Origin of the sequence: Paenibacillus sp. FSL R5-0341, assembly GCF_037975235.1 — a bacterium.
In the GTDB taxonomy this organism is placed as follows: domain Bacteria; phylum Bacillota; class Bacilli; order Paenibacillales; family Paenibacillaceae; genus Paenibacillus; species Paenibacillus amylolyticus_A.
Map to the genome: position 1 here is coordinate 1,511,044 of NZ_CP150241.1, position 20,311 is coordinate 1,531,354.

The 20,311-nt window shown below is 47.5% G+C and carries 18 protein-coding genes and 2 tRNA genes; 12 read left to right on the plus strand and 8 right to left on the minus strand.

The annotated features are described in order from the left end of the window. Positions 1-72: 72 nt before the first annotated feature. From MKX75_RS06640 to MKX75_RS06650, 3 genes are all read right to left on the minus strand, one after another. Entirely contained in the window at positions 73-843 is a 771-nt protein-coding gene (locus tag MKX75_RS06640; protein WP_339168968.1) for a DUF3169 family protein, read from the minus strand. Between the two features lies 1 nt (position 844). Then, complete coding sequence (locus tag MKX75_RS06645; protein ID WP_062833100.1) at positions 845-1,054, minus strand: helix-turn-helix transcriptional regulator; 210 nt, start codon at positions 1,052-1,054, stop codon at positions 845-847. 162 nt (positions 1,055-1,216) lie between these two features. Next, positions 1,217-2,512, minus strand: a complete 1,296-nt coding sequence (locus MKX75_RS06650; RefSeq protein ID WP_339168969.1) for an MFS transporter — start codon at positions 2,510-2,512, stop codon at positions 1,217-1,219. A gap of 165 nt (positions 2,513-2,677) precedes the next feature. Between MKX75_RS06650 and MKX75_RS06655 the strand changes: the two genes are divergently transcribed. After that, positions 2,678-4,558 (plus strand): ABC transporter substrate-binding protein, encoded by a 1,881-nt coding sequence (locus tag MKX75_RS06655; protein WP_076331992.1) that lies wholly within the window; start codon positions 2,678-2,680, stop codon positions 4,556-4,558. 40 nt (positions 4,559-4,598) lie between these two features. Here MKX75_RS06655 and MKX75_RS06660 read toward each other — a convergent pair whose 3' ends face one another. Then, positions 4,599-6,092: a serine hydrolase gene (locus MKX75_RS06660; RefSeq protein ID WP_076331993.1), complete on the minus strand. Its 1,494-nt coding sequence runs from the start codon at positions 6,090-6,092 to the stop codon at positions 4,599-4,601. 249 nt (positions 6,093-6,341) lie between these two features. Here MKX75_RS06660 and MKX75_RS06665 point away from each other — a divergent pair, with 249 nt between their 5' ends. The 6 genes from MKX75_RS06665 (at position 6,342) to MKX75_RS06690 (ending at position 15,207) form a co-directional block, all read left to right on the plus strand. Continuing rightward, the gene (locus MKX75_RS06665; protein ID WP_339168972.1) at positions 6,342-7,541 is read left to right on the plus strand and encodes a DUF4367 domain-containing protein; all 1,200 of its coding nucleotides are present in this window, start codon (positions 6,342-6,344) and stop codon (positions 7,539-7,541) included. A 396-nt stretch (positions 7,542-7,937) separates the two neighbouring features. Further along, positions 7,938-9,125, plus strand: a complete 1,188-nt coding sequence (alr, locus tag MKX75_RS06670) for an alanine racemase (RefSeq protein WP_339168973.1) — start codon at positions 7,938-7,940, stop codon at positions 9,123-9,125. A gap of 260 nt (positions 9,126-9,385) precedes the next feature. Further along, on the plus strand, positions 9,386-9,667 hold the full coding sequence (locus MKX75_RS06675) for a ribbon-helix-helix protein, CopG family (protein ID WP_017690037.1): 282 nt from the start codon (positions 9,386-9,388) through the stop codon (positions 9,665-9,667). 3 nt (positions 9,668-9,670) lie between these two features. Beyond that, a complete protein-coding gene (locus MKX75_RS06680; RefSeq protein ID WP_024630714.1) occupies positions 9,671-10,021 on the plus strand; it encodes a type II toxin-antitoxin system PemK/MazF family toxin in 351 nt (116 codons plus the stop codon). Between the two features lie 235 nt (positions 10,022-10,256). Continuing rightward, on the plus strand, positions 10,257-12,446 hold the full coding sequence (locus tag MKX75_RS06685) for an alpha-galactosidase (protein ID WP_339168974.1): 2,190 nt from the start codon (positions 10,257-10,259) through the stop codon (positions 12,444-12,446). A 538-nt stretch (positions 12,447-12,984) separates the two neighbouring features. Then, complete coding sequence (locus tag MKX75_RS06690; protein ID WP_062833107.1) at positions 12,985-15,207, plus strand: Tex family protein; 2,223 nt, start codon at positions 12,985-12,987, stop codon at positions 15,205-15,207. Positions 15,208-15,367: 160 nt separating this feature from the next. Here the strand turns inward: MKX75_RS06690 and cmpA are convergent, their stop codons facing one another. Beyond that, the gene (cmpA, locus tag MKX75_RS06695; RefSeq protein ID WP_017690033.1) at positions 15,368-15,511 is read right to left on the minus strand and encodes a cortex morphogenetic protein CmpA; all 144 of its coding nucleotides are present in this window, start codon (positions 15,509-15,511) and stop codon (positions 15,368-15,370) included. 177 nt (positions 15,512-15,688) lie between these two features. Continuing rightward, complete coding sequence (locus MKX75_RS06700) at positions 15,689-16,045, minus strand: hypothetical protein (protein ID WP_062833108.1); 357 nt, start codon at positions 16,043-16,045, stop codon at positions 15,689-15,691. Positions 16,046-16,164: 119 nt separating this feature from the next. Here MKX75_RS06700 and MKX75_RS06705 point away from each other — a divergent pair, with 119 nt between their 5' ends. The 3 genes from MKX75_RS06705 (at position 16,165) to MKX75_RS06715 (ending at position 16,890) form a co-directional block, all read left to right on the plus strand. Beyond that, entirely contained in the window at positions 16,165-16,626 is a 462-nt protein-coding gene (locus tag MKX75_RS06705) for a SprT family protein (protein WP_076331999.1), read from the plus strand. Between the two features lie 93 nt (positions 16,627-16,719). Then, a tRNA-Asn gene (locus tag MKX75_RS06710) sits at positions 16,720-16,795 on the plus strand. Between the two features lie 6 nt (positions 16,796-16,801). Further along, positions 16,802-16,890, plus strand: a tRNA-Ser gene (locus tag MKX75_RS06715). A 222-nt stretch (positions 16,891-17,112) separates the two neighbouring features. On the opposite strand, the gene MKX75_RS06720 is transcribed toward MKX75_RS06715, so the two are convergent. Then, complete coding sequence (locus tag MKX75_RS06720) at positions 17,113-17,811, minus strand: winged helix-turn-helix domain-containing protein (protein ID WP_145146466.1); 699 nt, start codon at positions 17,809-17,811, stop codon at positions 17,113-17,115. 108 nt (positions 17,812-17,919) lie between these two features. Between MKX75_RS06720 and MKX75_RS06725 the strand changes: the two genes are divergently transcribed. Both MKX75_RS06725 and MKX75_RS06730 read left to right on the plus strand, forming a co-directional pair. Then, positions 17,920-18,579 carry a flavin reductase family protein gene (locus MKX75_RS06725; protein ID WP_339168975.1) on the plus strand — a complete coding sequence of 220 codons (660 nt, stop codon included), beginning with the start codon at positions 17,920-17,922 and terminating at the stop codon, positions 18,577-18,579. A gap of 93 nt (positions 18,580-18,672) precedes the next feature. Continuing rightward, positions 18,673-19,344 carry an MgtC/SapB family protein gene (locus MKX75_RS06730; protein ID WP_062833112.1) on the plus strand — a complete coding sequence of 224 codons (672 nt, stop codon included), beginning with the start codon at positions 18,673-18,675 and terminating at the stop codon, positions 19,342-19,344. Between the two features lie 69 nt (positions 19,345-19,413). Here MKX75_RS06730 and MKX75_RS06735 read toward each other — a convergent pair whose 3' ends face one another. Further along, positions 19,414-20,310, minus strand: a complete 897-nt coding sequence (locus MKX75_RS06735; protein ID WP_062833113.1) for a Cof-type HAD-IIB family hydrolase — start codon at positions 20,308-20,310, stop codon at positions 19,414-19,416. Position 20,311 lies beyond the last annotated feature (1 nt).

Here is a 20,311-nt window from a genome sequence, read left to right on the forward strand (position 1 = left end):
CCGTTTTGATCTATATCTAACCTTCATTGAAGTAGCTAAAGGTATTATGAAATTGATTCACTTACCCGTGTATTACTGGTTACTCGCACGATAGGTTTCACGATAATAGATTCCGATGTTGGCAATCCAGATAATAGAGAGCATAACGATTGGGAATGGAGCGAAGGTAAATAGAACCGAATACAGCACCATGGACAACATGCCGACACCGAGCAATAGGTTCATCATTTGGAAAGAACGATAGGCTGCGCGATACACGATCCATTTCTCACCTTCATCGAGTTTCTCGAAATGATCTTTCTTCATATTGCGCGAGTTCAAATCCAGTGCACGATCAGGGAAATAACGGTTATATCTTTTGAGCGTCAGACTTTGCAGGATCACGACGATGAAAATGGAGATACACGCACCAATGAGATTCACGAGGTTAAACAGTTCTGGATAATTCGGCATGTTTCTGTTGGATGCGTACAAGGATAAGGCCAGTGCTGCCCAGGTAAATGCAACAATAACACTGAATCCGCTGAGGATCATCGCTTTTCCGAGGGAACGCTCTGCAGGAGAGATTAGAGAATCAGACTCTCCATAAGTATCTTCTTCCATCGGAGGAACAGATGGCGTTCGGGAGAGACTGAATATATTCCACAACATCATAACCACCACCGCAGCAGCCAGGACTGCAAATAAAAGATCATAGTCATAGTACACCGACAGCGTCCAGTTCAGGTCAGAAGGGACTTTGCGGACCCCGTTAGCTCCGATAAAACCAACTACAGCGCCACCTGCTGCATACAAGGGAAGACGCAACCGCTTCTTAATGGATGAGGATGATGAACTTTTCAATCTAATCTCCACCTTTCAATTCAAAGATTTTTTCGACGGGTTCACGAAAGACGTGGGCTATTTTTAATGCCAGGACGACTGATGGGGAGTAATCCCCACGTTCAATCAAAGCAATGGTTTGACGGGATGCGCCGATGAGTTTGGCTAGTTCCGTTTGGGACAGTCGGTCTCTGGCCCGTAACTCCCGAACGTGATTGTGCAATTCTTCCACTTGCTCACCTCCATGAACCTAATGTACATGATATTTGACTAAATGTAAACTATAATATACAAAATGTTTATGATAATTTACTTTAAAGTGATGATAATGGGCATGAAAAAGAGAGCCTGCCGGGCTCCCTTACATGATTGTTTTGTTGCAGGAAAAGTGAAATCAAGATGCATCTGCACACGACAGATGTTCATTCTGTTCCTCTGGCTTTCGAAGTAACATTCGGAAAAAGACGAGCGCTCCAAGCCCCATGAGTACATATAGACCAGCCATCGCATATGAAGGCAGAAAGGCTCCTATGGTTAACCCGAGACTTCCGATGAGGGCAGCCACGTTATAGCTCAACCCGTCAGCGGCCATGTAGGCAGCACGGTCCGAATCGGGAATCATACCCGCGAGCATGACCTGACGAACAGGGGCGTACATCAATTCTCCAATGGTAAGCAGTATAGCGGATAAGATGAGTAACCAGGCCCAGTTGCTGAAAGCCAGTACGGTGAAACCTGCGGTATAGAGGAGCATACCGACAGTCATGATAGATCGGGACGGGAAGCGACCGATCCATCTGGAGAACGGAATGGCAACCAAGGCGACCATTACAGTGTTGATGACCATGATCAGGCTGAACATATGCAGACCTGAGATATCTGAACCGAACAGTTGGGCGGTGAATTCATTTTTTAGACGAACAGCGATGTATTTATCCAACTGAAATTCCAGGGAGACCGCAAGTACAGTGGCTGTAAAAAATATCATGAAACGTTTGTTTTGAAAGACCGCCCAGTACGTTTTCAGTATGTTCCTCTGGATGGGAGCATTGGCTTCCATTAGTCTGTTGGATGGATCGGAATCCTTGGATTGACCGGTAGTATTATATACGCGTTTATCCATTGTTTCTTGAATCATAAAGACCAAAATAAATAGGGTAGCCATACTTTCTAGACATACCAGACTGAACAACAGAAAACGAAATGACTCGAAAAATAGTCCGCCCATCAGTGTGCCAAAGGTTACAGCTACGTTGGTTGTCCAATATTGCAATCCATATACATAATGACGTTCATGTTCACTGCTTACATCAACAATCATGGCATTAGCAATGGGGACGGTGATCCCTGAACTGAGACTGCTGAGCAGAAACATGACACAGGTGACGATGATCGAATCCATCCACGGCGAGTTGGCGATGGCCAAGCATAGTAGAGCCACGACCTGGAGACTTTGTGCGATCACCATTAATTTCTTTCGTCCGATCCGGTCAGACCAATATCCTGCCCCCAATCCCACGATTATCGAAGCCACAATATTGACCGTCAGCAATACCCCCGCCAAACCTGCGCCAATCTGAACACTCAGATAGATTGCCATGAATGGAATGATGGACTTCTGGGTTAGATCGGTGAAAAAATCAGTAATGATGCGTATCCTGATGTTCGGGTGCAAATCGGCGTATTTCATAAGTCTTTCTTCTTCCTTCCCGCTGGTCAAGTTGATGTTACTGAGTATAATGGAGGAAAACCTGAAGAAAAACTGTAGAAGCAACCGAATGGATTTCGTATTTTAGTAGATGGAGCTAAGTAGTTGAAAGATAGAATTTAGAACATAGGAGAAGGGAGGGCATAAATGGACGTATCAGAACATTACATTCAATTGCGATTGAACTTTCTGCATGTGCATGATGAACAAGAAATACATACAACGGTAGGTGAACTCGCCGATCATTTATGTTGTACCATGCGTAACATGAACCTCATTATGAACAAATTCAAAGAGAACGGATGGGTCATGTGGAACCCGCAGCGCGGTAGAGGCAAAGAATCGATACTTGTCTTTTGCATCCCCCTGCTTGAAGTGGTTCGTGAACGGTATGACCATCTCCTGAATGGGAACAGGATCGAGGACGCCTATGAACTTGCCTCCACCTTACCAATTACGATGCGAGAACATCTGATGCAGCAAATGCAGCATCAATTCGGTCTGCGTTCGAACGAAGGGGCCAGAGGGCGAGTGGATACATTACGGATTCCGCAAAATACGCCGTTTAAGACTCTCGACCCAACGCAGACGGCGATGTGGGGAGAAGTTTTCATCATTGCAGAGGTGTTCGATCGTTTGGTTCGCTATAATGCTGAACGTCAAGTCTGCGAGCCGAGTCTGGCTATAGCATGGGAGAGTCATGCGGATGGAAGGGAATGGACCTTTTATCTGCACAAAGGCATACCATTTCATCATGGAAAGATTCTGGATGCAGAGGACGTCAAGTTTACCTTTGATCGCATTATCTCTGACAGGAGTAACCCTTGCAGGCCGCTGTTTAGTTCGATTGAGAGCATAGAGGCGTATGACCAGTTGACTGTACGTTTTGTGTTGAATAAGCCAAACTTCATGTTCCCGGATCTGATGAGCAGTATGTGTGCATCTATCCTGCCTAGAGATGTGGAGATGACCCCGCTTCATCCGATTGGAACAGGACCTTATCGTTTGACTCGTCATGATTCGAAGCTGCTTGTGCTTGAGGTGTTCAATGCCTATTTCAGAGGACGGGCTTATGTGGATCGTGTTGAAGTGTGGCAGCTCCCTCACTCGGCAAAGGCGGAGTCCATCATCAAGCATGATTTATTTCCGGATGCACAACCTCGTGCCGTACAGCATGAGATGCAGGGTGGTGTGTATATGACATTTAATATGCAGAAGGAAGGGCCGCAGCATGACGTGAATTTTCGACGGGCTATCCAGCAGCTATTGAATGCGCATGAGATGTTGGAAGCGCTCAAGAGCAAGAACACGCAGGCTGCATCTAGTTTGATTCGAGGACGAGTTCAGAAGCAGCCTTTAACGGAGAGTCGGGATCAAGGGGGGGCGTGGAAACTGCAATCGGAACAACCGGATGGTTCTGCTAAACCAGCACTTTCCGTAGACTCTTCGCTGGCGCAGGCCTCAGCATTATTACGTCGTAGCTCTTACCAAGGGCAGATGTTAAGTCTGTGGGTGGAAGAAGGTGAGAAGATGGAGGCGGACATGGTCTGGTTTGCAGAGAGATGTGAACAAATTGGCCTACATATATGCATTACTCCGGGAGACCCGGTCCATGCAGTCTATCAAGATGGATTCAGGGATTGTGATCTGATCTATACAGGAGAAGTTTTCGATGATCATGTCGTGCTGAGTCTCGTGACGATGTATACCTTCCAGAACACGTTATTCCTGATTGCGATGAATGATTACTGGAGACATGAACTGGAACAGGAATGTGGACACGTTGTCATGATTAAGGAACCTGCGGAGCGGTTGAATAGATTGATTCAGCTGGAAGATCGATTGATTCAGGAGGCGCTGCTTCTGCCCACCTACAGCTTCAAGGAAGAACATGCCCATCATTCTTCTCTGCGTGGTTATCATGTTGCGGGACATGGTCTGCCTGATCTGCGCCGATTGTGGGTGAAGAGAAGACCTGGTACCGCTGAAGAGGATACGAGTTATCCGGTGTATATTCCGTTGTGGTAGGTAGGTTTGGCTACCACAACGGAATGAATTAGGTGTTCATTTACGAAACCCTAATGAATTCAATAGGCTTCGTACCCGGCTCAAGCAGCAAAGGAATGGAGATGGATTGAGCAACGTCTGATGATTCATTCAGGGTGAACGTATACGTGACCTTCAGACCGAATAACACGAATTCGACCGAAAACGTATCTTTTCCGGTGTATTCCATAGGCATTTCGATCGCGTTAAAGGTTGCCTGTAACCCGTCCGTTGTTTCCTGAATGGACATTTCGCCATAACCAGGATGCGTGTAAATACCCGCATAAGCGGTGAGAGGACGATCAAACGGAGCAACTTGAGGTTCTTCAATGTTTTGCTCAACAGCAGTTTCTGGGTGAATAGATAATTCCGAAGTATTCTCCGGATTAGTCTCTGTTTCTGCCGGTTCTTTTCCCATTAATTTGCTCATTCTGGAACTCCAATTAACGGGCTCCAATCCAAGCAGTCGGTCCATGATATGAAAAGCAACCGTATACGGAATTATACTTCCGTGGGTATTGCTCAGAACCACGATTCCAATCTGCTCCTCTGGCAAAAAGGCAACTTGTGATGCAAAGCCATCAATAGCCCCACCATGATGAATCATGGCATGCCCACGATACGGCTCAATCATCCAGCCCAGACCATATGTACTCACAGGCAGCTCTTTGCTGTTGAATGCTGAATCACAAGCCATCTGAGGACTGTGCATAACCTTCATCTGTTCCTTCGATATCAGTGACGTTCCTTCCCATTCACCTTGATGCGACTGGAATTGAAGCCATGCGATCATGTCGACCAGATTACTGTTAATGGAACCAGCTGGGCCAACAGCGTCAATAGCTCGAAATGGTATTCTTGTATGCTGACCATCCTGTTCCATATAAGGACAAGCATAGTCAGTCTGAAGCTGCATCTCATCGACAGAGAACAGGCTTGAGTTCATACCTAGGGGGTCAAATAGAGACTTTTGAACAACCTCTTCCCACGAATTTTCTTTCAATTGTCCAACCAGATAACCTGCCGTCATGTACATCATGTTCTGATACTGCCATTTGTTTCGGAAATCTTGATTCGGCTCCAGATACTGTAATGTACGAACAAGTTCTTCTCTTGTACGTGGGGAGTTGTACCATACCAACTCATGTCTTGGAAGACCGGAACGATGACACAGCATGTCGCGAATGGTGAGACGTTCTGTTGCCACCGGATCGAACATCCGGAAATCTTTCATATAGGTCTTCACAGGTGCATCCCAGTCCAGTATCCCCTGATCCACAAGCAGAGCAGCAGTTGCTGCGGTAAAGGCTTTGGTACTTGAACCGATGGCAAACAGCGTATTGGGGGTAACTTCAAGTTTGGACTCCAGATCACGGTACCCGTAGCCTTTTTGCCAGATGACTTCATCCTTATGGATTACAGCCACCGCTGTGCCGACACCTTTCCATAGTTGAAGTTGCTCGTCGATGAATTCATCCAGTCCTTCCAGTGATGCGCGAAGCTGAGTTGTCGTCATACCTTCCCCTCCCGATATTCAATGAAATGGATCGTTTCCTACAATCCACTATGCCTTTTCTGGATAAAGTTTACATCCTACCCGAGACTGATTTTGCGTAGCAATGCCGTATTAACTGACTTCACTGCATGCTTGTCAAACTAGTCCGCATATATCGAACAAGTCCCTCATAGACATGTACTAATCAAGTAGGGGTTCTGCTGCAAGCAAAATCCTGAAGTGAAAACATGTGCTAAAGGGGATGATGTCATGCGCCGAATATCATGGATGCTTGCCATGGTATTGGTCTTATCGGCCTTGCTTGCCGCCTGCGGGAAGAAGGATGCGGCAGCTGTGGTCAAAGATCTGAACGAAGTCGTAGGAGAGATGGAAAGTTACCAGGGGGCAGGCGTGATGACGCTGCATACCGGAGATACGCCGCAGCAGTACAAGGTCGAGGTATGGCATCAGAAGCCTTCCTATTATCGTATTGCGTTAACCAATGCCAAAAAGGATGTAACACAGATTGTCTTGCGTAACGATGAGGGTGTGTTTGTTCTGACGCCTAGCCAGAACAAGAGCTTCCGTTTCCAGAGCAACTGGCCAGATAACCAAGGACAGGTATATCTCTACGAAACATTGATTCGGAGCATTACGGGGGATACGACCCGTCAGTTTGCGGATGAGAAGGAGAGCTATGTTTTTGATGTAGCTGCCAATTATAATACACATGCACTCGTCAGACAGAAAATCTGGCTGAACAAATCGGATTACGCACCGAAACAGGTGGAGGTATCCGACTCCAATGCCAATGTGGTTGTGGATGTGAAGTTTGATTCCTTCAAATTCGGTGCTGCATTTGAGAAAGACGCCTTTGACATGCAACGTAACATGACAGCCAATACAGAAGAAGGCGGCAAAACGGGAACAGACTCTGGTGTGGCTCCTGCGGAGCAAACAGGGAATGAGGGCGGTAAAGAACCTGCCAATCCTCAGACTGCGCCAGAACCAGACGGAGCTGTCACGGATGGACAGTCGGGTGTAGGCGTTGACACAGAGCAGCAAGGTACAGAGGGTGCTGCAACAGGTCAGGAAGGCGAAGAGCCGACACTTGCAGAACCGGAAGGGGCAGACAGCTTCGGCGTGATTCAGCCTACCTATGCACCGGAAGGCGTGCAGCTCAAGGATGATCAGATTCTGGAAGAAGCGGGAGACTACTCGGTTATGCTTCGTTATGAAGGAACATATAATTACACAATATTTGAAGCCAGACCACAGGATCGAGCCGTATCGCTTGCTCCATCCAGTGTAGTGGATCTTGGATTCACACTGGGGATGATCAGCGGAGATGCATTGCAGACTCTGACATGGATGACAGATGGCATAGAATATCGGATTACCAGTGCCGACCTGCCTCAGAACGAAATGGTACGCATTGCAACATCGATGCAGGAAGAGTCAGGCAAATGATTTTTGAACAAATGAACGAATAGTAGCATAAACATAAGGAATGCTAATAAGCATCGGAGACCCGTTCTCCGGTGCTTTGCTTTGATGTGAGACATGTGTACATCTAGGACTGTTTTTTCTTACTCCGAGCACCCAATAATGCAAAACGCGCTTCTACACATAGGGAACCGGGTAAATAATCGATATAAGCAGATTTTTGCTGGGGTGGAAAGTGAAATTTTGCCCTGCCAATCTCGCTTATCGGTCTTCTTCTGTGTTCGCATTTGTTCCTCAAACGGCGCACCTTGCATCTGTTTTTGAATGCGAAACTTCGGTTCATTTGACAGTCACATGCTGGAGCATTACGATGGAGTCTGACGTGAGCCGGATTAAGATGATTAGAGAAGGTGACTTAACGTGCAAGGACAATATCGGCCGACCGAAGCGGAGATCAATTTGGATCATTTGTGTACTAACGTAGAAGCTTTCCGCGAGGCATTGCCTCAGGGCATGAAATTCCTCGCCTGTGTGAAGGCCAATGCCTATGGACACGGAGCGGTGGAGACGGCTAGAGAACTGGAACGAGTGGGTGTGGATTACTTAAGTGTTGCTTTTCTTGACGAAGCTCTGGAACTGCGACAACATGGGATTACGATTCCAATTCTGGTATTGGGTTATACGCCGCCGGAAGGGATCGCTGTTGCTTGTAAACATGATGTGACCATCACGCTGTTCAGCAGGGAAGTGCTCGATGCCATTCGACATCTGGATGCGAGCACATTCGCTAACCAACTGAAGGTTCATATTAAAATCGACAGCGGCATGGGCCGATTAGGTCTGTTGCCTGGCGATGAGGCAGTGGCTTTCATAGAGGAAGTGGCCTCGCTCGATCAGGTGATGCTGGAAGGTATGTTTACCCATTTTGCCAAAGCGGATGAAGAAGACAAAACCTATACACTGGAGCAGTATCGACGGTTCCAATGCGTGGTTCATGCGCTCAGGGATCAGGGATGTGTCATCCCGATTATACATACGGCGAACAGCGCCGCTGCCATTGATACACCGGAATTATCCTATGACATGGTACGTGTAGGAATCAGCCTGTACGGATTGTATCCTTCGGCCCAGGTGAATCATCAGGTGGTGAAGCTGTCCCCGGTATTGATGCTGAAGACGAAGGCGGTTCTGGTTAAAACACTGCCACCCCATTGGGGGATCAGTTACGGAACCCGTTATGTTACACAAGGGCACGAACGAATAGCGACCCTGCCGATCGGCTATGCAGACGGATTCTCAAGAATGCTGACAGGTAAAGCACAAGTGCTTGTGCGCGGCCGCCGCGTTCCTGTCGTCGGTACGATTTGCATGGATCAGTGTATGGTGTCGTTACAATCTTTCGCGGAAGAAGCGGAAGAAATTCAAGTCGGCGAAGAGGTTGTCCTCATCGGTCATCAGTCTGGTGGCGTTATAACCGCAGACGAGGTGGCAATCCAGCTCGGTACGATTGCTTATGAAGTGATCTGCATGATGGCGCACCGCATTCCACGGGTCTACACCCGTGGGGGAGCAGAAGTCGCCAGAATCAATCCACTTTTGACATCCTGACAGGTAAGCTGGACGTCATTACCAATAAACTTTTTTTCAGAACAGAAGGAAAACTGTCGGAGCATCTCGAATTATGTATGACGATAAGGATTTAAATCCTGAAATGAGATGTTTGGTCTGTACGAATATTGTTCCCCGTGTTTATAATGGAGTACAGCATACTTGATATACTCGGGGCATATATATTCCTTTGTATAAAAGTTCTGGAAAAACGTAATACTGGTTCACAATGGCGAAAGGTTTGTGGGGGTGGAAGAAAGGTGGCCAACTTGCAGAACACCAAGCGGATCATGATCAGTTTACCTGATTATCTTTTGCAGGAAGTGGATGGCATCGTAGCGCTGGAGAATTCCAACCGCAGCGAATTGATTAGGCAGGCTATGAAGCTGTATTTGACGGAGCGTAAGAAACGTTACATCCGTGAAACGATGCAGCGCGGATACATGGAGATGGCAAAAATTAATCTGACCATGGCATCCGAAGCCTTTCATGCGGAGGAAGATGCGGACAGCACTCTGGACCGCTTAGTTAGCGGGGTGTAGACATTGATCGTAAAACGTGGTGACGTTTTTTTTGCGGATCTTTCTCCCGTTGTCGGTTCCGAGCAAGGTGGAGTCAGGCCTGTTCTGGTGATCCAGAATGATATCGGCAACCGGTTCAGTCCAACTTGTATTGTGGCGGCTATCACCGCCCAGATCCAGAAGGCAAAGCTGCCAACGCATGTAGAAATTGATGCGGCGGCACACGGCTTTGACCGGGACTCGGTTATTTTGCTCGAACAAATACGGACGATTGATAAGCAGAGGCTGACTGACAAGATTACCCATCTGGACGAGGAGACCATGAAATTGGTCAATGAAGCCTTACAGATCAGCCTTGGTTTAATCGATTTTTAAGGTAGCAACCAGCGTCTTGTACGCTGTCCTGCCGTCCGTTGGCAATGGATGTTCCTGTGAGGGAACACACTAATTTCAGACTGTAACCAAAAGAGCGTATGGCATCCTTCGGGCTGTTGTACGCTCTTTTGATTAAAGCTTGATGAAAGCGTAGAACATTGGCGATCTTTTCGTTATAATGGAACCTGAGAAACCGTTTACCCGAAAGACCTATATATAGAGGTGGAGGAGACATATGAGCATTTACATCAATCAAGAGAAACTTCAGTTTCATTTACAAACCCGTGAGGCCAGTTATGTATTTCAGGTACTGCCTTCAGGATATTTGGTGCATTTGTATTATGGCAAAAAATTACGCGACACCGATCTGAGCTGGTTGCATGTTCGTACAGAACGAGCATCTTTCAGTCCGAACCCGGTACCAGAAGACCGTACGATTTCATTTGATACATTGGCAGTGGAACTACCCGTGTATGGCACAAGTGATTTCCGTAATCCGGCAATCCAACTGGAACTTGAGAATGGCTCAACGGTTTCGGAGTTTACGTATACAGGCCATCGATTGGTCAAAGGAAAGACAGCGCTTACTGGATTGCCAGCAACGTATGTTGAATCCGATGAAGAAGCAGAGACGCTGGTTATTGAGTTGGAAGACCGCGTTGCAGGCATCAAAATTGAGCTTTCCTATACAGCCTTTACGGCATTTAATGCCATTACACGCTCCATGCGTGTCGTTAATGAGAGCGCTACCTCAGTGAATGTGGTGCGTGCGCTCAGTTCCTCTGTTGATTTCCCGCATGCAGATTATGAATTGTTGCAATTGTCAGGAGCTTGGACACGGGAACGTGATATCGTTCGCAGACCGCTTGCTTCAGGCCTGCAAGGGATTGAGAGCCGTCGTGGGTCAAGCAGTCATCAGCAGAATCCATTTATTGCACTGATGACACCAGGCACGGATGAAGATCAGGGTGAAGTCTACGGATTCAGTCTCGTCTATAGCGGTAGCTTCACTGCACAGGCTGAAGTGGATCAGTTCCACACCACTCGTGTATCGCTCGGGATCAACCCGTTCGAGTTCAGCTGGAAGCTGGATCCACAGGAAGCGTTCCAGACACCTGAGACGGTTATGGTATATTCGGATGCAGGTCTGGATGGTATGTCTCAGTCGTACCATGAACTGTACCGGGAACGTCTTGCACGTGGTAAGTTCCGCAATGCGGAACGTCCGGTTCTGGTCAATAACTGGGAAGCAACTTATTTTGGATTCAATGCGGACAAGATTGAACAGATCGCTCGTGCTGGACAAAAGCTGGGTATTGAGCTGTTTGTCTTGGATGATGGTTGGTTTGGACACCGGGACAGCGACAATTCCTCGTTGGGCGACTGGATTGTAGATAAGAACAAATTGCCACAGGGGCTGGATGATCTGGCTAACCGGGTAACAGGTCTGGACATGCAGTTCGGATTGTGGTTTGAGCCTGAGATGATCTCACCAGACAGTGAGCTGTACCGTGCGCACCCAGACTGGTGCCTGCATGTGCCAGATCGTCGTCGAACAGAAGGACGTCAGCAACTGGTACTCGACTTCTCTCGTCAGGATGTACGTGATGAGATTGTACGCATGTTAACAGATGTACTTGGTTCGGCACCAATCACTTATGTGAAATGGGACATGAACCGGAATATGACGGAAGTGGGTTCTGCGTTGCTTCCGGCAGACAGACAGCGTGAGACAGCGCATCGTTACATGTTGGGGTTGTATGACGTCATGGAACGAATCACTTCGGCATTCCCTAACATTCTGTTCGAGAGCTGTTCAGGTGGTGGTGGCCGCTTCGATCCAGGTATGCTGTATTACATGCCACAGACGTGGACAAGTGACAACACTGATGCGATCTCCCGTCTGCGGATTCAATACGGTACGAGTCTTGTGTACCCAGTGAGTTCGATGGGATCACATATCTCAGCGGTACCGAATCATCAGGTGAACCGGATCACTTCTCTTGAGATTCGGGGACATGTTGCAATGTCGGGCAACTTTGGGTATGAGCTGGATCTGACGAAATTCACAGAGGAAGAGAACGAAATCGTGAAAGCGCAGGTTGAGCTGTACAAAGAGATCCGTGGAACGGTTCAATATGGAACATTCCGTCGCTTGCTCAGCCCGTTTGAAGGTAATGAGACCGCTTGGATGTTTATTGCACCAGACGGAAGCGAAGCCGTTGTATTCTACTTCCGGGTGCTCTCTGAGCCTAATGCGCCACTCCAGCGCCTGAAGCTGAAAGGATTGGACCCTAGTGCGGATTACCGTCTGAAAGGCGGCTCGGAGACCTTTACCGGCGATGCCTTGATGTATGGCGGTATTTCGGTAGGCAGTGCATCAGGAGACTATCTGAGCGAAATGTTCCGGTTCGAGCGCGTCTAGATAAGTGAATTACATTTTATTTACACGGATACTACGATGACAGAACAACCTTCCAATCGCTGTTATCCCAGATTTTTTGATTCCCTTTTCTCAAAGGGAAAATCCGGAGATAGCGTATGCTTCCGATGTAGCTTTCTTTCAGAAAGCTTTTAGGCAAAGTGTATGCTTTCGAAGTAGCTTTCTGCAGAAAGCTTGTAGCTTCGCTTTTTCAGGCTTTTTCTGTCCTCTCCGTCATCGTGTAAATGAGCAGTTTCACTTATTAGATTGCTATTGTATTTAAAATTTTGAATAAGGAAAGACCGGGGGGCGTCGTGTGGACGTTTTTCGGTCTTTTTTTGCTGTAATGGGGAAGGCTGGAGGATGACATCATTCTGTCAGAACTTGTATGCTTGCGGATTGATGGAAATCTGGACGTGATTTTGTGATAATATAGGGTAGAGTGGAAGAAACAAATGGTTTAACAATACTGTAATTACAGCAGCAAAGCTGCCCTGAAATGATTGTAACGAACGATTCAGGAAGGAAAGAGGGATTTATTTTGTCTGAACAGGAAACGGTTCTGGAACCCAATGAAGAAACAATAAAGGCAGAACGCCATGAACGAATCATCAAACAGGTAGCCAAGGAACTGTCACTGTCCTTGAAGCAGGTCCGCACAACGTCGGAGCTTCTGGACGAAGGCAATACGATTCCATTTATCGCCCGCTACCGTAAAGAAATGACTGGAGAGCTGGATGAGAACCAGCTGCGATCAATTGAGGAACGCATTGTCTATCTGCGCAATCTTGAGGATCGCAAATTGGAAGTCATCCGTATTATAGAGGAACAGGGCAAGCTGACCGGAGAACTGAAGAACTCCATTACCCAAGCTGTGAAGCTGCAGGAAGTGGAAGACTTGTATCGTCCGTTCCGTCAGAAGCGGAAAACACGTGCCAGTGTGGCCAAGGAAAAAGGTCTTGAGCCCCTTGCTGTATGGATTTGGGGTCAACCGAAACAAGGAGATACACTCCAGGAAGCTGCGAAATATATCAATGCTGAACTGGGTGTAGAAGATGCGGAGGCGGCGCTTCAGGGAGCCAAAGATATTCTCGCGGAGAACATCGCAGACGATGCTGCCATTCGTGCCTGGATTCGTCGGTACACCTTGGATCACGGCATGCTGACTTCGGAAGCGAAGGATGCTCAAGAGGAGTCTGTGTACGAGAATTATTATGATTACCGCGAATTAGCCAAAAAGATGCCTCCACACCGTATTCTCGCGATTAATCGCGGTGAACGTGAGAGTATTCTGAAAGTTGGCCTGGACGTACAGGCAGAACCGGCCCATCGCCATATGGAAGGACAGATCATTCGTGGTGCTTCTGCCGTGCAGGATATCCTGCGTGATGTGATTGAAGATGCTTACAAGCGGCTGATCGCGCCTTCCATCGAGCGTGAAGTTCGTGGAGAGCTCACGGAAAAAGGAGAAAATCAGGCCATATCGGTATTCTCGGCCAATCTGCGTAATCTGTTGCTTCAACCGCCGATTCATGGCAAACGTGTGCTGGGAGTCGATCCGGCCTATCGTACCGGTTGTAAACTGGCTGTAGTAGATGATACGGGCAAGTTGCTGGAAGTGGCTGTGACCTACCCAACTCCACCACACAACAAGAAACGTGAAGCTGCGGAAGTATTCCACCGGATGATCAAGCAATATGATATTGGACTGATCGTTATCGGTAACGGTACGGGATCGCGTGAAACGGAGCAGTTTGTTGCCGAGATTATTCAGGAGAACGGTGATGAAAGTCTCGTATATCTGATTGTTAACGAAGCAGGTGCAAGTGTGTATTCTGCATCCAAGCTGGCGCAAGAAGAGTTCCCAGACCTCGATGTAGCTGAACGCAGTGCAGCTTCCATTGCTCGCCGGGTGCAAGACCCGTTGGCGGAACTGGTTAAAATTGATCCGAAAGCCATTGGCGTGGGTCAATATCAGCATGACGTATCCCAGAAGATCCTGGAAGAAAGCCTGAAGGCTGTCGTGGAATCCGCAGTTAACCATGTAGGTGTGGACGTGAATACGGCTTCACCTTCGTTGTTGTCATACGTTGCTGGGGTTAATGCTACGATTGCCAAAAACATCGTGAAGTACCGTGAAGAAAATGGCCGGTTTACGAACCGCCGTCAGCTTCAGAAGGTACCGCGTCTGGGTGCCAAAACGTATGAACAGTGCGTAGGATTTATGCGTATTGGCGAGGGCGAGAATCCGCTGGATCGTACACCGATTCACCCTGAGTCCTACAAGGTGGTTGATCAGCTGTTCAAGGAGCTTCAGGTTGCACTGGACAAGCTGGGAAGCAAGGAATTGTCGGTGTTACTGTCGGAGCAACAGCCAGAACAACTGGCCGTGAAACTGGACGTAGGTGTGCCTACATTGCGTGATATTCTGGACAGCTTGCAGCGCCCGGGTCGTGACCCGCGTGAAGAGATGCCATTGCCAATCTTCCGTACGGATGTATTGAAGATTGAGGATCTGGTGGAAGGCATGGAGCTGCAAGGTACAGTTCGGAACGTAATTGATTTCGGTGCCTTTGTTGATATTGGAATTAAGAGTGACGGGCTTGTCCATATCTCGCAGCTCAGCAACGGGTATGTTAAACATCCGATGGACGTTGTGTCTGTTGGGGATAATGTAACAGTCTGGGTTATGAATGTGGATACCAAAAAAGGCCGTGTCGGCCTTACGATGAAGAAGCCTGCTTCTGCGCAACAGTCTTCCTAAGTAATAGGATTGGAGAACAGCCTTCCCTGACAGGGAAGGCTGTTTGTGTCGACAATAATGGTCCCGTTATCCGTTCTAATTCCTCTGGTAAGTACGATGGCTATGATCATGGGCTTTTGCTTAAAGTTCGTGTTCAAAAGCGGACTGTTTGAACAACCTCTTAAAGTTCGTTCTCCGCGCTGCGCGGTGTGCCATTTGCTGGTTTGTTACGATAAAAGAACCAGCATTCGTTCAGCAACTTGATTTGCCGGCTGTCCTTTTTGTGAAATGCACGCATCAGTTGATTGCAAAGCCATTGAGGCAAGGGTATCTCCTCCTCTTGCATAATTCATCTGTACGTTAGCATATGTGGCAATAGCCTGGACTGTGCGGGTTAAGTGAAGGACACTGGCAAATCAATATTAATACCAAAAAGCACAAATCCCAATTCAGGGAGATGCGCTTTTCGTTCTTGTCATTTTAAAATGAGATCTGGAGTGAATTAGAGAGCTTCCATCTCTTCTTCATACCATTGTTCCAATTGGGCCTGAAGCGCCCGAATTTCGGTAAGTAGGGAAATCAAGGGATAATGGCTTTCACGTAGTGCTGCAAAAGATTCTTCAAGCGCATTGATATAATCAAGGCCACCGATAATGGAAAGGTTTTCGTTCAGGAGATCCAGGTTGTCACATTCGGCAATCGCCCAAGGCAGGACAGGGACATCTGCTGCAGTGAGTTTATCGATTTCCTTGTGCAGGCGCAGATTGAGCGCACTGAGTTGATAGGCGTAATCCGCCGGCATTTCCACAAACTGCAATTGTTGTTCCTGCTGCAAGATGACATAGCGCATTGTAGGCATAACGAGTAATAATCTCCCCTCATACATTCTACTTGACAGTGTAGCCTACGAAACGGTTAAAATTCAAGTATTATGCGGGAAAAACAAATGCTCCGAGGGGGTGCAAGGAGAGGATACCGATGGAAAATGAGGAATTGCAACAATGGATTGAACAGGTATCACTGGATCATTTCGGAGTGCCGTTCACCCATGAAGCGTTGTTTAACGGTCGCCTGACCACTACAGGTGGACGTTATATGCTCAAAAGTCACCGGATTGAGATCAATCCGCATCAACTCGAAGTCTATGGGCGAGATGAGGTTGAGAAAATCATCAAGCATGAGCTGTGTCACTATCATTTGCATATTCGTGGACGCGGCTATCAGCATCGTGACCCGGAATTCAAGGCTTTGTTGCAGAAAGTGGGCGGTTCGCGTTACTGTCAATCACTTCCTGACGGCAAAGGCAGAAAACCTCTGCCCTATCGTTATAAGCTGGTGTGCAAGAGCTGTGGTACGGAATATTTGCGCAAGCGGAAAATAGATCCGAAGCGTTACCGCTGTGGTCGTTGTGCGGGAAAACTGGGTCTTCAGAATATCTGATGTGTGCATCGTTCACTGCACGTAAGAAAGTGATGAAAGGCATGTTGACTTGGATTATTAATCATGATAAATTAAGTTAATCAAGATTAATTTTCCCTGATAGCTCAGTTGGTAGAGCACTCGACTGTTAATCGAGTTGTCACAGGTTCGAGCCCTGTTCGGGGAGCCATTTCTTGGAGAGATACCCAAGTGGCTATAAGGGGACCCTCTGCTAAGGGGTTAGACTGCGTAAGCGGTGCGAGGGTTCGAATCCCTCTCTCTCCGTTCTGAATTAAACTTCTCTGCAAAGGGATGAGAACCCTAGAGGTTCGTCGGAGCATAAGCTTCGTTAGCAATACTTCGCAGTCTCGAACGAAGTGAGAGTATCCCTCTCTCTCCGTTCTGAATCACCAAAAAAATCCTCTTCACATTAGACCGGTTGACGGTCAGTGTGAAGGGGATTTTTTTACGTTCTCATTTTTGGTTATCCCTCATAGACGCTTCTGCTTAAAGTGAAATGCCCAACACCTCGTATAAACCTTTCTTGCCAGCATCCGTTACTTCGACAGAGCGACTTCCTGTTTTTTGACGAATCCAGTCCAGTTCCGATAATCGATGTCTGAGTTGTTCCCCAAGCATACCCGAGAGATGATGACGGCGTTCGCTCCAATCCAGACATTTACGAGCGATGGCACGGCGTGACCCCGGCTTCACTTGAAGTTCAATACCGAACGTAGTAAACCACTGCATTCCTTTCTCTGTAACTTGATAATCCTTGCTATGTTTCTCTTCGGGCTCTGAAAGATAACCCTTCTGTAGTAAGGTCTCACAGAGCGAGATTCCTAATTTCCCAGCCAGATGACCATAACAGGTCCGTGCATAACTCAGTTGTTGAAGCTGAACGGATTGTTTGAGAGAGCGGATCTGTACAGGTGGAGCAATACTGGCCATGGTTTCAATCAGATTAGCAATTTCTTTGCTTGCCAGACGGTAGTATCGATGGCGTCCTTGTTGTTCGACTTCGAGTAATCCTCCCACTACGAGTTTAGCGAGATGGCTGCTTGCTGTCTGGGGAGTGACGCCTGCCATATGAGCAAGCTCTCCTGCGGGCAACGCCCGCCCATCCAGCAAAGACGAAAGAAAAATAGCGCGGCTTGGATCAGCAATTAACGACGCAACAACAGTAATATTTGGATATACATTCATACTTCGATCATATCTGAACTATTCCTGTATTACAATTTTGTTCTATCGTCCCTACGGGTCAGATTGAGGTTATAAACCAATGGAATTGGAACAGGAGAGGTACAGAATATGAAAAAGATAACGAAACAGGACTTTGCCATAGAGCAGTTGTCCGAGAGTTCAGAAGTGATTCAACATGAAACGCTTAATCCCAGTATTTTATATTATGGTACGCCTGTATTGCTGTTAAGCACATTAAACGAGGATGGGTCAACCAACCTGTCTCCACTGTCTTCATCTTGGGCGCTGGGGGATTGTTTGGTTCTTGGTCTAGGTATACAGGGCAAAGCCTATCAAAATCTGAGTCGACACCCTGAGTGTGTGATTAATTTGCCAGATGCATCTATGTGGAAACAGGTTGAGGCATTGGGGCGTTATACGGGAGTTACCCCGGTTCCTGAGGAGAAAAGGCAGATGGGCTATACGTTTTGCCAGGATAAATTCACTGTAGCTGGACTGACATCTGAATCATCGGTTCAGGTGGCTCCAGATAAAATAGCTGAATGTCCGCTTCAGATTGAAGCCGCTGTTCAACACATACGTATTCCTGAACACACACCGTTCATGGCGATTGTGGAAGCGAAAGCGGTGAAGGTGCACGCGCACACAAGACTAATATCTGGACCGAACAAAATCAATCCGGAGGAATGGCATCCGCTGATATATAATTTTAGACATTATTACGGATTGGGAGAGAGACAAGGGGGCAATTTTCGGGCAGAGAATTGACCTGAGTAGAGGCTTTTTATTAGTCGGGGAAAGATTGGGTAATAGTAAAGATAGACACATGTAAGCATATACATAATGAAAGAGGTGATGTGCATGGAAGTGGAATACTTGATGCGTGTACTCATAGCTGGAATATGTGGTGTGCTAATCGGATATGAGCGCAAGAACCGAATGAAAGAGGCAGGAATTCGTACTCATTTTGTGGTCGCCGTCGGTGCTGCCCTGATGATGATTGTGTCGAAGTACGGATTTCAGGATCAGGCCGGTTGGGACAATCTGTCCCTGGATCCATCTAGGATCGCTGCACAGGTTGTTAGCGGTGTGGGGTTCATTGGCGCTGGCATGATCTTCACGCAGCGGCATACGGTCAGAGGATTGACCACAGCGGCAGGCATATGGGCTACAGCAGGCATGGGACTTGCGGTGGGTTCAGGTCTGTATTGGACAGGTGCAGGCGTGACGCTGCTTATTGTAGTGGCACAGATGCTACTGCATCGGCCTACACGCTGGCTGGTATCCGCTCGAACAGAGACGTTAACCATCCACCTGCAAACGGAGGGAGAGGCTCTGAAGAGTGTTTTGGCACTGCTGGGGCAGGAAAAGATCTCGGTCATTGGATTTAAAACAGAACAGCAAAAAAGCACAGACTCTGAAGAAGAGACTGTGCTTGAGTTCACATTGCAACTGCCGGGTTCATACCGGGGCGAGCAACTGATTATTTTGTTACAGGACGTGCCTCATGTTCGATCTGCTGAGTTGAAATGAAGCGAACCAGCTTGGATCAAAAGACGACCCATCCATCCAGATTCAGCGGTTAATTCCATACAGGTTCAATTACTGTCCTTCTCCGACAATCGTTTCCGGACGGGATACGGGTTTACCTTCAAGCAGGCACTCAATGGCATGTGCGACACCGTGCTCCACATTAGTCAACGTTATGGCTTTGGCTAATGCCTGAATTTCGGGTTCGCCATTACCCATGGCGATGCCGAGTCCAGCCATTTTTAACATGGAGACATCGTTGAAGTTATCTCCGATCGCTGCTGTATCTTCCATGGAGATGTTCAGGTGAGCCGCCAATTTGGTGAGGGCATTACCTTTGGATACGTCCGGGTGCTGCATTTCGAAGTTATGCTCAAAGGATACAACCATGGCTACATCGGATCGGGAAGCGAAGTGTTCTCGTCCTGCCTTTACTTTGTCCGGATTCATGGAGAAGGCCATAATATTGTAAATGCAGGCTTCTGCCGGGATTTCGCTATGGTTGTTTACGCGGTGATAATCTTTTTTGTCATAGTGTTTCTTGATGGCCCGAATCATGCGTGCAATGTCCTCACCAGGGTTCGAACCAAGAACGCGTTCCATCTCGGCGAGCAAGGTCTCATGACTGCTAAGCGGGGCATAGATACCTTGCTGCGTTGAGGCCTCATAATAGAAATCATGATCCTCCAGCCACTGCATGACGGAAGCTGCTGTGTCACGTTCAAGTGGAAGATGGAATAGACGTTCACCGTCTGCATCATGAATCGTCGCTCCGTTGGAGCCGATAATTGGGGTTTTGATTCCGCCTTCGCGGCTGATGGTTACCACATCGGAGTAGACACGTCCTGTAGCGATTGTAACCTTCATACCGGATTGCTGTGCTTTTTGAATGGCTGCTGCATTCTCCGGGCTAATCTGGCTGTCTCTGTTCAATAAAGTTCCATCTAAATCTGTGGCAAATAATTTCATA

What these genes read in the sequence shown, in the direction of transcription:
- MKX75_RS06650 (WP_339168969.1), bottom strand. Translation starts at nt 2,512, where the DNA reads ATGAAATACGCCGATTTGCACCCGAACATCAGGATACGCATCATTACT.
- MKX75_RS06655 (WP_076331992.1), top strand. Translation starts at nt 2,678, where the DNA reads ATGGACGTATCAGAACATTACATTCAATTGCGATTGAACTTTCTGCAT.
- MKX75_RS06660 (WP_076331993.1), bottom strand. Translation starts at nt 6,092, where the DNA reads ATGACGACAACTCAGCTTCGCGCATCACTGGAAGGACTGGATGAATTC.
- MKX75_RS06665 (WP_339168972.1), top strand. Translation starts at nt 6,342, where the DNA reads ATGCGCCGAATATCATGGATGCTTGCCATGGTATTGGTCTTATCGGCC.
- MKX75_RS06685 (WP_339168974.1), top strand. Translation starts at nt 10,257, where the DNA reads ATGAGCATTTACATCAATCAAGAGAAACTTCAGTTTCATTTACAAACC.
- MKX75_RS06700 (WP_062833108.1), bottom strand. Translation starts at nt 16,045, where the DNA reads ATGCCTACAATGCGCTATGTCATCTTGCAGCAGGAACAACAATTGCAG.
- MKX75_RS06705 (WP_076331999.1), top strand. Translation starts at nt 16,165, where the DNA reads ATGGAAAATGAGGAATTGCAACAATGGATTGAACAGGTATCACTGGAT.
- MKX75_RS06720 (WP_145146466.1), bottom strand. Translation starts at nt 17,811, where the DNA reads ATGAATGTATATCCAAATATTACTGTTGTTGCGTCGTTAATTGCTGAT.
- MKX75_RS06725 (WP_339168975.1), top strand. Translation starts at nt 17,920, where the DNA reads ATGAAAAAGATAACGAAACAGGACTTTGCCATAGAGCAGTTGTCCGAG.
- MKX75_RS06730 (WP_062833112.1), top strand. Translation starts at nt 18,673, where the DNA reads ATGGAAGTGGAATACTTGATGCGTGTACTCATAGCTGGAATATGTGGT.
- MKX75_RS06735 (WP_062833113.1), bottom strand. Translation starts at nt 20,310, where the DNA reads ATGAAATTATTTGCCACAGATTTAGATGGAACTTTATTGAACAGAGAC.